This is a genomic window from Lentilactobacillus sp. SPB1-3 (assembly GCF_026913205.2).
GTDB lineage: Bacteria > Bacillota > Bacilli > Lactobacillales > Lactobacillaceae > Lentilactobacillus > Lentilactobacillus terminaliae.
The window spans coordinates 1,821,140-1,834,072 of the sequence record NZ_CP168151.1 but is presented as its reverse complement, the minus strand read 5'-3'; the positions used below and the strand labels follow the sequence as shown (position 1 = coordinate 1,834,072).

The following is a 12,933-nucleotide window of genomic DNA, read 5'->3' as shown; positions in this document are numbered from 1 at the left end:
TAGTTCCAATGCAAGCATATAATTATGGTAACTAAAGCAATGGAGGCGGAATTTATGGATCCACGATGGAATGAAGCAAGTTACGTCACAGAGGCAAGAAATGACACTGGTTTGGAAGGATATGCATATGTTCCTGATGGTATTGTGGTTAAGACTAGCAGTCCTTTAAATGATCGTCCTGGATCTAATCCAGAACAATTACTAGGGATGTCATTAGCTACTTGTTTAAAATCTACTTTGGAAGCAATTGAGAATGAAAACAAGTTGGAACATTCAGCTCAGGTGCACGTTGACGTGGCCTTTATCGGCAAACGGGCTCATTATGAGTTTTTGGTTAATGCCAAAATTCGCATTCCTAAGGTGGATCTAGATACCGCTAAACAAATGGTGACAGAGGCGGAAGGTCGTTGCCCAGTTTCACAATTATTATCAGGAAGTGCTAACTACACAGTTCAAACAGTTACTGAATTTTAAAAAGCTTGGAAAGATATTAATCTTTCCAAGCTTTTTTTAGTTGTGCCATTCTTCGTGAACGTAAGCCATTTCCCAAAAGTTAAGTTCGTAATAACTGCTACGAACAAAGGCGGTAATCATTCGTTGACGCTCACCGTCGCTTGCCTGTTCACCGAATTGGTCTATTATTTGAATCATTTGGTTGGTGGCTTCAGTGAATTCAGGACTGTCATAAGTTTCAATAAACTGTTGGTAAAGTTCGATTGGCGAACCATCTGCAATTAATTGTTTGCCGATTTCGTTATACAACCAGTAACATGGTAGAAGTGCGGTGCACGCACTGGCGGTGGTGCCCTCATTTAACTCGTGATACATATGCGATACATAACTGTATGCATTAGGCGCAATTGGGGTGGTGCCCATTTCTTCAGCGGTAATCGTTAATTCCTTGAAAAAAGTTTCGCGAATTTCATTTTCACCATCGTTAAGGCCCTCAGAGCCAGCAATTAAAAATTGCTTGATTTGTGGCTCGTCGATTTTATCGGCGATTCTTTTATGCAGAATGCTGAAATTATTTAAGTAATAGTGGTCTTGTTTCAAATAGTAACGAAAAGTGTCCATTGGTAAGGTACCTTTTGAAAGTTCCTTGATAAAAGGATGGTTGAAACTCTTATTCCAAAGATCCTCAGCTTGAGTTCTCATAATCGATGTAATTGTTGGCATGTGTTTACTCCTTAATAATTGAATCGGTCAATTAATTTTATCATCAAACGACGTTTGTGAGTTTTAGTACGGAAATAATTTCAAGATGTATTAATTGTTATTTGAAAATTTCATCTCTATACTAATCTTGTAAACGTTTTATATTGTGCTGAAGGGATGGATAAATTATGGATAGATTAAAAGATAAAGTAGCAATTATTACCGGTGGTGTTGCTGGTATCGGTTTAGGTATCGCAGAATGTTACGTCCGTGAAGGCGCCAAAGTTGTTTTGACTGCTAACCATAATGTTGATGGTGGTAAGAAAGCTGTTGAAAAATTCGGTGATGACAAGGCATTGTTTGTTCAACAAGATGTGGCCGATGAAGACTCTTGGAAAAACACAATTGCTAAGACCATCGAAAAATTCGGTAAAGTAGATATCTTGGTCAATAATGCCGGAATTGGTGGTACTAATTCTAAAATTGAGGACCAGTCACTTGAAGATTGGCAAAAAATTATTGATATTAATTTAACCGGTAACTTCTTAGGTGAAAAATATGGTATCAAAGCCATGAAGGATTCTAACAATGGTAATGGTTCAATCATCAACGTTTCATCAGTTGCTGGTTTAGTTGGCTTGCCATTGAATCCAGCTTACTCAGCCACTAAGGGTGGTACTAGATTATTGACTCATGCGACTGCTTTACAACTTGCTCAACAAAAGGTAAACATCCGTGTGAACTCAGTTCATCCAGGTTGGATTGATACTAATATCATTCCTGATAATTATAAAGAACAAATCATTAGCACGATTCCCATGGGTCACATGGGTGAACCAAAGGATATCGGTGAAATCTGTGTTTACTTAGGTAGTGATGAATCTAAGTTTGCTAATGGAGCCGAATTCGTTGTTGATGGTGCACAAAGGGCTTAATGATTGATCATAAAAAATGCTGCAAAATTTTGCTGGCGCTCCAAATGAGCCTCATGCAAAACATTGCAGCATTTTTATTTTAGTTAATTAGTTGGTTCAGCAACTTTGAAATTTCGATCAATTGTAGAACGCCCAGTTTGATAATCGAACTGGACTTTAGGTTGCACGTTAAACAAATAAACGTTGAAATCTAAACTTTTGTCGGTGCTGACAGCCTGTAGATGGATGCCACGAGCCATTAACTCAGAGCCCCTAAAGATTGGCCGAGCATAAAAGATTACTCGTTTGTGATCATATAATGCCTGTCGGACTTTCTGTTCATAAATCGTTTGGATTTTTTGATTTGAAAATGCAGTCTGTGTGAACAAATTTTTAGGATTATTTTGATCACCAACATTTGTGTGGGTATATTGACCGTCTGAATTGATGCCACCCGATAATGAGTAAGCAATTAAATGGCCACGATTGATAATTGGGTCACCATCAACGAACTTTTGGTGCCAAGCAGTTGGTTTGACGTATTGACGTTGTCGATTGCTATCTGACGCAAGGTTGCTATTTTCCAAGTAAGCCACGTTGGCGTTACTGGTTCTGTTGTAACTATCAAGGTTTTGATAATCAACTTTGTTCGTCTGCCAGTCATTAGGATTAAGTGTGGCATGGTCATGGTTAATATAAACCACACTATCATCACCTGATTTAAATGTCAGGTTGGCCAACTTGCTTGTTGATTCTACAGAGGCACGGTTGGCCTGTTCAGTTGATGAATTATTGAACAAATCACCGCCAGGCATGCCGTTTAGTAACCAGACTATAATTAAGATGACGATGGCGCCAAGGGTGCCTTGAGTTGTTCGTTTACGATAAGAATTACGTTTCTTTGCCATGATGATTCCCCTTAATAAATATGCTTAATTAACCATACCAGCAAACTACGGGACCAGCAATAACTAAAAAAGGCTAAGAGCCTATTAAATCAGCTCTTAGCCATTCACGGATTAATTATAAAATCCTATGGTAAATAATTACCAGCAGCAAAGTATAGATCATACCATTCCTGCTTAGTTAATTCTATATCAGCACCCTTAGCACTATCAACGATATGTTCAGGATTCATAGTTCCAAGTAATACTTGGATTTGAGCAGGGTGACGAACGATCCAAGCAACTGCGATAGCGTTCTTAGAAACACCATACTTATCAGCAAGTTCTTGTAACTTGTCGTTAAGTTCAGAGTACTTAGGGTCGTTAATGTACATGCCGTCAAACAAGCCATAGTTAAATGGTGACCATGCTTGAATCGTCATGTGTTTGCGACGAGAATATTCTAATAAACCACCATCGTGGTCAATACTACCGTCATCGATCATGTTAGTGTGCATCCCAGAGGTTACCATTCCAGAATGAACAACGTTAAATTGCAGTTGGTTAATGATCAATCGTTGGCTGACCCAAGATTGAACTAATTCAACTTGTAGAGGGTTAAAGTTTGAAACACCGAAGTGACGAACTTTTCCTTCGCGTTGTAAAGTATCAAAGGCGTCAGAAATGTCTGCTTCTTCCATCAATGGATCTGGACGGTGAAGTAGGAATGAATCTAAGTAATCGACACCTAATCTTTCAAGGATTCCATCGACTGAGTCAATGATATGTTGTTTAGAAAAATCGTAACGAGCACCAAATACTAAGCCATCGTGACTTCTTTTTGGATCAAGTACGATGCCACCCTTTGATTGGATGAATAATTTGTCACGACTAATATTCGTCTGTTTGAGGGCTTCTTTGAATTTGGTTTCTGATTGACCATCACCGTAAATATCGGCAGAGTCAATGTAATTAATACCCGTATCAACTGCGGCATTAATTGCATCAGCAGCCTTGCTGGTTTCAAGACCAGCCATTCTCATGATTCCTAGAGCGATTTGAGAAGCTTCAAAATTAGTGTTACCAAGTTTGATTGTTTTCAAATATATCAGTCCTTTCAAGTTCTAATTATAGTCGTATTTAATTGAGTTGTCGTGGAAGTTTTTTATTAATTAGATATGCTATAATTACAAATTAAAATGACAAGAGGGAGACTATTAGTGAGCCAAACTCAAATTATCGAATTGATTAATCAATATGGTTATTGGGGAATTATTTTTCTCATTGCCTTAGAAAATATTTTTCCACCAATCCCTTCAGAATTGGTCCTAGTATTTGCTGGGTACCTAACTCTTTCTAGTGAGCTAAATATTGGTGGGACGATTATTGCTGCCACGGTCGGCGCATATATTGGTGCAGTTGCTTTATATGGCGTTGGCCGGTTGTTGAGTGTTCAACAGTTAGAAAAAATTGTGTCTGGTAGGGTTGGTAAAATCATCCATTTAAAAAGCGGCGATATTGAAAAAGCCGCTCGTTTTTTTTCTAAATACGGTGGCAAGGCCATTTTATTTGGTCGTTGTGTGCCAGTGGTCCGTAGCTTAATTTCAATTCCTGCTGGGATGGTTAACTATCCATTCATTAAATTTAGTGGTTTTACTATTCTGGGAACCCTAATTTGGAACACAGTTTTAATTTTGATCGGCCACTATGCTGGTCAGGCTTGGCAACAAATTTTAAATATTGTCGACGGGTGGTTAGTAATCATATTGATTGTTGCCATCGTTGTAGTTGGGTTTACCATCTACTATCGCTATCGTCGAAATAAAATTAAAGATTAATATGGCTTAAGAACATTGTTCTTAAGCTTTTTTCTTTACATAAAGAAAAGTTTTACCAGCAGTTATCAAAGAAGTTCCGGTTGATAATCCATGACATGATTTGGTAGATTTGTTATCATTTTAATAACAGATTGATTATCGAAATAAATGGAGGGGTTTATATGAACTGGTATTCCAAAAGTACGGATTCAGTTATCTCAGAGCTTGGTACAAACAGATCTACTGGGCTAACAAATACTGAAGCAAGTAAACGAATAGATTCTTACGGTCCAAATGAAATTACCCAAAATAAAAGTAAATCTGCGATAGCAATGTTTCTGGAAAGCTTCAAAGAACCATTAATTATTATCTTGATGGTGGCAGTTGTTATTGCGTTTCTTAGCTCGTTTTATGAATTTAATTCAGGAAATTCTGAACATGCGGTTGCTTCATTATATGAAGCAGTGGCTATCTTAATCATCATTTTTATTAATGGTGGGTTAACATTTCATCAAACTAGAAGCGCACAGAAATCTTTAGATGCGTTGCGAGATATGCGCCAACCACACTTAAACGTCCTGCGGGATGGAAGTTGGTCTTCAATTCAAACTGATGAACTAGTTCCTGGGGATATTGTTAGCGTTAAGTCTGGTGATTTTATTGAAGGCGATATGCGTTTCTTTAAAACTGCTGAGTTACAAGTTGATGAATCACAACTAACAGGTGAATCGGATGCTGTTGATAAAACCATTGATGCACTTGATGATGACACAGAATTAGCCGACCGGACTAACATGGGATTCTCCGGTTCCATGGTGGTTAATGGTAACGGAATTGGTGTGATCGTGGCTACTGGTATGGATACAGAACTTGGTAAGATTGCTGATTTAATGACATCGGCTGATGATCAAAAGACACCTATCGAAAAATCAGTGTTTGATTTAAGTAAGAAATTAATGCTGATTGCTGGTGGGATAATTGTCTTCACGGTTGGGTTTGAATTAACTAAACAATTTATGAATATGGGTACGATTACGATTTCAGATATCGCTGGGATATCATCGACTGCAATTGCTATTGCGGTGGCTTCGATTCCAGATGCCATGCCCGTTGTGCTATCCATTGTGCTAACTGTTGGTGCCAAGTTACTTGCTAAATCAAAAGGATTAGTTAAGTCACTTAGTAGTGTGGAGACTTTGGGAGCAACGACATACGTTGCTTCTGACAAAACTGGGACGTTGACTAAAAATGAAATGACGGTTACTAGATTTTATACTAATCGCCATAAATTTTACGTTGAAGGGAATGGCTATACTCCCGTCGGAGATATCTTAGACGAGGATTGTAAAGTCGTCGAATCTTCTGATGAGTACCGCAGGTTCTTCGAAGTAGCGGCCCTTAACAATGAAGCTGAAATCAAACCTGATGAAAATCAGAATTGGCGTCCATTTGGTAACCCAACTGATGTTTCGTTGGTCGTAATGGCTCAAAAGGCTGGTTTTACTAGAGACCGTTTAATGGAAAAGGAAACTGATCGAGACATTGATGTATTGAGAGTTATTCCTTTTGACAGTACTAGAAAAATGATGACGGTTGTTATCAAAGAAGATGATAAATTCTACAGTTTAACTAAGGGTGCTCCTGATGTAGTGGCAACTAAAACTACCAGTGCGTTAGTGGACGGTAAGCAAGTGGATTATCAAGAAATCGCCACAGAAGTTGATCAAACAATCTTAGGCTTCGCGGATGATGCACTAAGAACGATTGCATTAACACAACGCGAAGTGTCTGAAGAACAGGCTTTACACGGTTCTGCAGAAGAATTGGAACAAGACCTTTGCTTCTTAGGAATTGCCGGCATTATCGATCCGCCACGTGAAGAGGTTAAAGCTGCCATCAGTAAATTAGATGGGGCCTCAGTCAAAGTGGTTATGATCACCGGTGACCATGCGGCTACTGCTAAGGCGATTGCCAAACGTTTAGGCATTATCAAAGACGATAATGCAAATGTGATCGTTGGTAGTGAGATCGAAGCAATGAGCGATGATGAATTAAAGAGCAAAGTTTTAGATACTCGGGTCTATGCCAGAGTATCCCCTGAACACAAACAACGAATCGTTCAACAATTACAACGTGAACATCAAGTTGTCGGGATGACCGGTGATGGGATCAATGATGCTCCAGCTTTAAAGGCTGCAGACATTGGAATCGCAATGGGAATCAATGGCACTGAAGTTACTAAAGACGCAGCCGATTTGATTTTGTTGGATGATAAATTCACGACTATTGAAGCGTCGGTTGAATCTGGCCGAACGATTTTCAGCAACATTTTGAACTTTATGCGTCACGAATTAACAACTAATGTGGCCGAAGTATTGTCACTATTACTTGGAGTAGTGTTGATCAATACTACGATTGGGGAAGTATCAGCTGTGACCCCAACGTTAACAGCGTTAATGGTGTTGTGGGTCAACATGGTTAGTGATTCAATGCCATCATTTGCTCTTGGGTATGATGAGGCCGAAGCTAACATGATGACCAGTGCTCCTAGAGATACTAGCCAATCGATTTTAGCTAACGGAATGCTCCGACGCGTGCTATTTAGAGGAACCGTCATGGGTGGTTTGGTGTTCGCAGCATTCCTTTGGGCCGCAAGTAGCGGATATTCAGTCGCTGAATCGCAAACTATCGCATTCTTAACATTAGTCTTTGGCCAATTGTGGCATGTTTATGACGCTAGAAGTGCTAAGACGTTATATGACAGAAATCCATTTTCAAATTCACGATTGACGTATGCAGTTGGTTTTGCTGCAACTTCATCGGTATTAGTTACTTTAATTCCGTTCTTCAATGAAGTTATGGGAACTGCTCCGTTGACAGTTTCACTATATGTAGGAATCATTATCATATCAGCGATTCCAACGTTCGTTATTTCGGGAATTAAAAAGATGTTTACAAAATAGTTTCTATGATAAATAAAGCCAGTCCACAGATTAATCTGTGGACTGGCTTTTTATAGTTTAATTTTCATATGTGTTCCGAGTATCGGTACCACTGAATCGTTCAAAATATAGCTGGTGCGTTTTCGAAAACATCTCCATTATAAAATCAATGATAATTAAGAGAATCGGAATCGTTAACCCGATAATCAATATATGAATCCAACTCAGGTGCGTGGCAGAAATCGCGATATCGGAATCCATTAATTGCAGTTCAATCATTATCAGACCTCCAGTAACACCATAGGCCAGTAAGTTGCGGACGACAATTTGCCACCACTGAGGTCTATTACCAATGGCATTAGTAACTTTGATGCGGACCAAAGCCATCCCTAAACTTTTTTGCCATATAATTTGTGGCACGATAATTGCTAAAACAATGGCAATTTCACTAGTGGCTTTGCTGAAGACCGGAAATAGGTTGATCAATAACATTGTCATAAATAATGTGATTATGTCGCAACCAAATCCAACTGCTCTTCGAAAAATTGAAACAGTTTGTGACCGGACCGAGGCGGTCTGCAAGATTCTTTCTTTTGACGGTAACCATTTAACAAGTGGTTTGGCTACCAAGTAACCCACTACACCACCCAAGGTGTTTAACATTAAATCATCAACATCAAATAGTCTGTAGGGACGCGGATAGATTCCGTAGAGGCCGCTTAATTGGGTTAATTCAAAGAATAAGGACAAACAAAATGATAATAGTAAAGTTTGCTTGATTCCGCGGTGGAAATAATTACGAAGGTAAAAACCGAATGGAACTGTCAAAAAGATATTGAATAATGGCTGAATTACAGTTGGGGCTTCAATCGCTGGCAACCAAGTGCGCGGATGAAATAAAGATAATGGATTGTCCCTAATGAACTCTAAAATAAATACAAATGGTCTTAAGTTATATCGAGGGGTCGTGAGATGTTCAACATAGCTCAATGGGGGCAATGGCAAGATTATTAGGAAGTACGCACACATTAAATAAAATATGAATGTATACGTCATGAAGATGCTCCATTTAGAAATGGAACCATAGCGATGATAGTTAATCAGCAAGACCGGAAACGTAAGTAGGAATGCGATAAATGGAAACGACGTAGCGGCCGTCATGATAACTTGAAAATACTGAGACATTTTTATCCTCCGTTAAGTGTGATTTTTATAATGGTAATTTGATATTCAGAGTTTGGTGCAGTCACGCTGACTGTGTCACCAGTTTTGTGACCTAATAAAGCTTTACCGATCGGCGAAGCAATGGATATTTTGTCATGATCGATATCAACTTCTGGAGTGCCAACGATTTGATAACTATCAATCTCATGAGTATCAGTGAACTCAAAGGTAACAGTTTTGCCTATCTCGACGATATCTTGGTCACTAGGTTCGTAAATTCTGGCATATTGTAATTGCTTGGTTAGAAAACGTAAACGACTTTCAAGATGGCGTAAATCACGCTTAGCAGAGCTGTATTCAGCATTTTCGGAAAGGTCTCCCAAAGCACGCGCATCAGCTAACGCTTTGATTTTGGCAGGGCGGGATGCTTTTAAATTAGCAATTTCTTGTTCGATTATTTGATAACCTTCTTTAGTAATGTCGTTAAATTGGTCACTCATAATATCCCTCCAAAATAAATTAATATCGCCTTAATTATAGGAAATATCGTTGTTAAATGCGAGTTTGACCGGATATTAGTTGCTTATATGTCGTGAATATTACGTATTTTCGTCAATGATTAATATATATGTAACTTTTTAGATACTTGGTTGTAATTCCAATATTGTAAGTTAGTACTCGTTGAATAACTTAAGGGAGAAAATTATTTTTATGAATTTCAAGAAATTAGTTGTTGTTTTAATGAGTGCCTTAACTTTGTTTGGCACATTCGAAAGCGTTGTGACTCCAGAAGTAGCCAGCGCAAAGACCAGTAAAGTATACAAATCAAACTTGTCAAAAGCTAATAAGCAAGCTAAAGAATGGATTGCTTATCGTGAATCACGTGGTTCATATCGTGCTCGTAATGGACAATATATTGGTCGTTATCAATTATCATCATCATACTTACATGGTGATTACTCAAAGGCTAACCAAGAAAAGACTGCTGATCGTTACGTAAGTAACCGTTATGGTAGTTGGGTAAATGCCAAGCGTCATTGGTTATCACATGGTTGGTACTAAAAAGTAAATTATATTAATAAAAATCGTCTGATTATTTCTAAATAGTCAGGCGATTTTTTTATTTCATTACATTTGCACCTCATAATATAGAATAATGTTAGCCTCAAATACTTTTAAACCCTTTAAATACGAACGAATTTGTTTTGAAAACGTTTAATATTAAGATTTAGGTTGTGAAAGACGAATTCAGATGTTAAGATTAAACGTAATTTAAAAGATGTAGAAAAGGTGGAAGCTAATGGATAAAGTATCGAGTCCCAAATCAGATTCACAACTTCGGAACGCACTTCTTGGATTACAACATTTATTGGCAATGTATTCAGGAGATATTTTAGTTCCGCTGCTAATCGGAACCGCACTAGGATTTAATGCCATGCAAATGACATACTTAGTTTCAATGGATATCTTCATGTGTGGTGTCGCCACTTTATTGCAAATTAGGCGAACACCAATTACGGGCATTGGGTTACCGGTCGTGCTAGGATGTGCTATCGAATATGTGGCACCACTGCAATCGATTGGTAAGAACTTTGGTTTAGGATATATGTATGGTGGTATTATCGTTGCGGGACTATTTATCTTACTGATTTCCAAGCAATTCGCTAAATTGCGCAAGTATTTTCCACCAGTTGTTACCGGTTCATTAATCACTTTGATTGGTTTTACTTTAATGCCAGTAGCTTTTCAAAATATCGGCGGAGGTGATCCAACTGCTAAGGCTTTTGGAGATCCGCAACATTTGTTGATTGGTTCATTTACCGCATTAGTCATTATTGTGCTTAATATTTGGGCACGTGGATTCATGAAGCAAATTGCGATTTTGATTGGAATTATTTTAGGTACTTTATTAGCGATTAGTTTAGGAGCTGTTGATTTTGCTTCAGTTGGGCAAGCTCATTGGGTGCAATTACCGCAGTTATTTTATTTTTCAACACCCAAATTCGAATGGTCATCAATTGCCACACTAATTTTAGCTGCATTGACCTGTATGATTGAATCAACAGGGGTTTACTTTGCTTTATCAGATATCACTAAGCGAGAATTAACTGATGATGATTTAGCTCGCGGATACCGTTCTGAAGGAATCGCCGCAATCTTGGGCGGAATTTTTAATACCTTCCCATACTCAACTTTCTCTCAAAACGTTGGTATCGTGCAGTTGTCAGGGATTAAAAAGTTAGCTCCCATTTACTATTCTGCAGGGATGTTAATGATTTTGGGATTGATTCCTAAGTTTGGTGCCGTGGCAACTTTGATTCCTAATTCAGTCTTGGGTGGCGCAATGCTGATTATGTTTGGTATGGTTGGTGCGCAAGGAATTAAGATGTTATCTGCCGTTGACTTAAACATGCGCAACCTCTTAATTATCGCTATCTCTGTCGGAATGGGAATCGGTGTGACTACTCAACCAGGACTATTTCAATACCTACCTTCATCTGTTCAAGTTATCATGAGTAACGGAATGGTGATTGGCTGTTTTACCGCAGTCATCTTAAATATTTTATTGAATAATACCAACTTAAAAAATGTAGTTTCTGAAGATTAATAAATAAAAAAGATTCGCCTCTGTTTAGTGAGGTGAATCTTTTTATTTAGCGGTAATTTCCTTAAATACGTTTGAAATGATATTTACTAAGTCATCAACTGGTTCAGCTGTTAAATTGGATTTAACATAGGAAATACCAAATTCAGCTGTTAAGGTTTCGTTTGGAATTCTAGCAATATTTAAATTATCAAGTGATGCGGTTTTGATACTTTTTACGTAAGGTTCTGGAATAATCGAAAGTCCAAGATTGTTGAGCGCTAAGCTAGCTGCAAGACTAATATCTGGAACTTCAATACTGTATTCAACTGATGCGCCTTGGCGACTTAAAAAACTAGCAATTAAGCGATGATATGCGTTGTTTCTTGGAATGCTGATGAACGATTCATCAGCTATCTTTGACAGATTTAGGTCGCTAAAATCAACGAATGTTTTATCAGGTTGATATATTGCAGAATTACTTGGAATTATTAATGTTAAAGGGATATTTGCTACAGGTAAATACTGAATTTTATGATTTTTAATTGGATCTCCAACAAAAAAATCAAGGGACCCAGCAGTTAGGCGTTGTTCGGCTTCGCTACTGGAAGTTGAAATGACTTGTGCGTGGATTTCTGGGTATTTTTCGTAAAATCTGAGTAAGATTGGCTTGTAAACATCATTTGACACAGCCTCATTGGAAGCGATAGTTAAATGCCCGTACTTAAATTGAGATAAGTGGGTCATTTCACGATCCAAATTAGCCTGTAACTGTGATTCTTCCTGTAAGAAATCCAAAAGCCTTTCACCCGCATAGGTTAGTTGTAGAGGATGAGATGAACGATTGATCAATTTTACTCCGAAATGATCTTCAGAGTTTTTGATTACTCGACTGATGTAAGGTTGTGTCACGAATAGTGCCTGGGCAGCTTTTGACATATTTCCCTGAGCTTTGATTTCTTGCAGAAATGAAAGTAATTTATTGTTCATACTTTATTTCTCCTTTGGAAACAATTCTTTAATTCAAAAACTTATAATGTTAATTAATCATATTATATAGGATTAACATTATTAATTCATTTCAGAGGACTCTGCAAATGAATCTTTTACTTTCTATTGACAAAAAGTAAGTTAATGTTATATTTAAATGGTAATTAATACTATTTATGAAGGAAGGTACTTACTCATCGCAAAGACATCTAAGATTCAAAAAGAACTCAAAATAGAAAAAACTGTTGCTAAGTATGCTGATATTAGACGTGAACTTAAAGCTAAAGGCGATTATGCCGCATTAAGTAAACTACCTCGAAATGCTTCACCAACACGTATCCATCATCGAGATGAGATTGATGGTCGGCCTCATGCATACATGCGCAAATTCCACATGTCTCGACTTAACTTCAGAAAGTTAGCTCATGAAGGGCAACTTCCTGGTGTTAAAAAGGCTAGTTGGTAAATTTAATATATTTTGAC

General features: G+C 37.9%; 13 protein-coding genes. 7 read left to right on the top strand and 6 right to left on the bottom strand.

Features of this window, described 5'->3' with window-relative positions; all coding sequences use genetic code 11:
* Window positions 1–54 precede the first annotated feature (54 nt).
* Window positions 55–474 carry an OsmC family protein gene (locus tag O0236_RS09690; protein ID WP_268913411.1) on the top strand — a complete coding sequence of 140 codons (420 nt, stop codon included), beginning with the start codon at window positions 55–57 and terminating at the stop codon, window positions 472–474.
* A gap of 36 nt (window positions 475–510) precedes the next feature.
* Here the strand turns inward: O0236_RS09690 and tenA are convergent, their stop codons facing one another.
* Window positions 511–1,176 carry a thiaminase II gene (tenA, locus tag O0236_RS09685; RefSeq protein ID WP_268913410.1) on the bottom strand — a complete coding sequence of 222 codons (666 nt, stop codon included), beginning with the start codon at window positions 1,174–1,176 and terminating at the stop codon, window positions 511–513.
* A gap of 164 nt (window positions 1,177–1,340) precedes the next feature.
* Between tenA and O0236_RS09680 the strand changes: the two genes are divergently transcribed.
* The gene (locus O0236_RS09680) at window positions 1,341–2,090 is read left to right on the top strand and encodes a glucose 1-dehydrogenase (RefSeq protein WP_268913499.1); all 750 of its coding nucleotides are present in this window, start codon (window positions 1,341–1,343) and stop codon (window positions 2,088–2,090) included.
* 83 nt (window positions 2,091–2,173) lie between these two features.
* On the opposite strand, the gene O0236_RS09675 is transcribed toward O0236_RS09680, so the two are convergent.
* Both O0236_RS09675 and O0236_RS09670 read right to left on the bottom strand, forming a co-directional pair.
* Window positions 2,174–2,977: a DNA/RNA non-specific endonuclease gene (locus tag O0236_RS09675; RefSeq protein ID WP_268913409.1), complete on the bottom strand. Its 804-nt coding sequence runs from the start codon at window positions 2,975–2,977 to the stop codon at window positions 2,174–2,176.
* A gap of 125 nt (window positions 2,978–3,102) precedes the next feature.
* On the bottom strand, window positions 3,103–4,056 hold the full coding sequence (locus tag O0236_RS09670) for an aldo/keto reductase (protein ID WP_268913408.1): 954 nt from the start codon (window positions 4,054–4,056) through the stop codon (window positions 3,103–3,105).
* 117 nt (window positions 4,057–4,173) lie between these two features.
* Here O0236_RS09670 and O0236_RS09665 point away from each other — a divergent pair, with 117 nt between their 5' ends.
* Both O0236_RS09665 and O0236_RS09660 read left to right on the top strand, forming a co-directional pair.
* Entirely contained in the window at window positions 4,174–4,791 is a 618-nt protein-coding gene (locus O0236_RS09665; RefSeq protein ID WP_268913407.1) for a DedA family protein, read from the top strand.
* Between the two features lie 161 nt (window positions 4,792–4,952).
* On the top strand, window positions 4,953–7,733 hold the full coding sequence (locus O0236_RS09660) for a cation-translocating P-type ATPase (RefSeq protein WP_268913406.1): 2,781 nt from the start codon (window positions 4,953–4,955) through the stop codon (window positions 7,731–7,733).
* 57 nt (window positions 7,734–7,790) lie between these two features.
* On the opposite strand, the gene O0236_RS09655 is transcribed toward O0236_RS09660, so the two are convergent.
* Window positions 7,791–8,897, bottom strand: coding sequence for a VanZ family protein (locus O0236_RS09655; protein ID WP_268913405.1), 1,107 nt, complete (start codon window positions 8,895–8,897; stop codon window positions 7,791–7,793).
* 2 nt (window positions 8,898–8,899) lie between these two features.
* The gene (gene greA / locus O0236_RS09650) at window positions 8,900–9,376 is read right to left on the bottom strand and encodes a transcription elongation factor GreA (protein WP_268913404.1); all 477 of its coding nucleotides are present in this window, start codon (window positions 9,374–9,376) and stop codon (window positions 8,900–8,902) included.
* 211 nt (window positions 9,377–9,587) lie between these two features.
* On the opposite strand from greA, the gene O0236_RS09645 reads away from it, so the two are divergent.
* Complete coding sequence (locus O0236_RS09645; RefSeq protein ID WP_268913403.1) at window positions 9,588–9,938, top strand: aggregation promoting factor surface protein; 351 nt, start codon at window positions 9,588–9,590, stop codon at window positions 9,936–9,938.
* Between the two features lie 238 nt (window positions 9,939–10,176).
* Entirely contained in the window at window positions 10,177–11,484 is a 1,308-nt protein-coding gene (locus tag O0236_RS09640) for a nucleobase:cation symporter-2 family protein (RefSeq protein ID WP_268913402.1), read from the top strand.
* Between the two features lie 42 nt (window positions 11,485–11,526).
* Here the strand turns inward: O0236_RS09640 and O0236_RS09635 are convergent, their stop codons facing one another.
* Window positions 11,527–12,450: a LysR family transcriptional regulator gene (locus O0236_RS09635; protein WP_268913401.1), complete on the bottom strand. Its 924-nt coding sequence runs from the start codon at window positions 12,448–12,450 to the stop codon at window positions 11,527–11,529.
* A 196-nt stretch (window positions 12,451–12,646) separates the two neighbouring features.
* Here O0236_RS09635 and rpsN point away from each other — a divergent pair, with 196 nt between their 5' ends.
* Window positions 12,647–12,916, top strand: a complete 270-nt coding sequence (gene rpsN / locus O0236_RS09630; RefSeq protein WP_329608921.1) for a 30S ribosomal protein S14 — start codon at window positions 12,647–12,649, stop codon at window positions 12,914–12,916.
* Window positions 12,917–12,933: the final 17 nt, after the last annotated feature.

Excerpts from the sequence above, each read along its gene's own strand:
- O0236_RS09690 (WP_268913411.1), top strand. The coding sequence starts at position 55 with ATGGATCCACGATGGAATGAAGCAAGTTACGTCACAGAGGCAAGAAAT.
- tenA (WP_268913410.1), bottom strand. The coding sequence starts at position 1,176 with ATGCCAACAATTACATCGATTATGAGAACTCAAGCTGAGGATCTTTGG.
- O0236_RS09675 (WP_268913409.1), bottom strand. The coding sequence starts at position 2,977 with ATGGCAAAGAAACGTAATTCTTATCGTAAACGAACAACTCAAGGCACC.
- O0236_RS09660 (WP_268913406.1), top strand. The coding sequence starts at position 4,953 with ATGAACTGGTATTCCAAAAGTACGGATTCAGTTATCTCAGAGCTTGGT.
- O0236_RS09655 (WP_268913405.1), bottom strand. The coding sequence starts at position 8,897 with ATGTCTCAGTATTTTCAAGTTATCATGACGGCCGCTACGTCGTTTCCA.
- greA (WP_268913404.1), bottom strand. The coding sequence starts at position 9,376 with ATGAGTGACCAATTTAACGACATTACTAAAGAAGGTTATCAAATAATC.
- O0236_RS09645 (WP_268913403.1), top strand. The coding sequence starts at position 9,588 with ATGAATTTCAAGAAATTAGTTGTTGTTTTAATGAGTGCCTTAACTTTG.
- O0236_RS09640 (WP_268913402.1), top strand. The coding sequence starts at position 10,177 with ATGGATAAAGTATCGAGTCCCAAATCAGATTCACAACTTCGGAACGCA.
- O0236_RS09635 (WP_268913401.1), bottom strand. The coding sequence starts at position 12,450 with ATGAACAATAAATTACTTTCATTTCTGCAAGAAATCAAAGCTCAGGGA.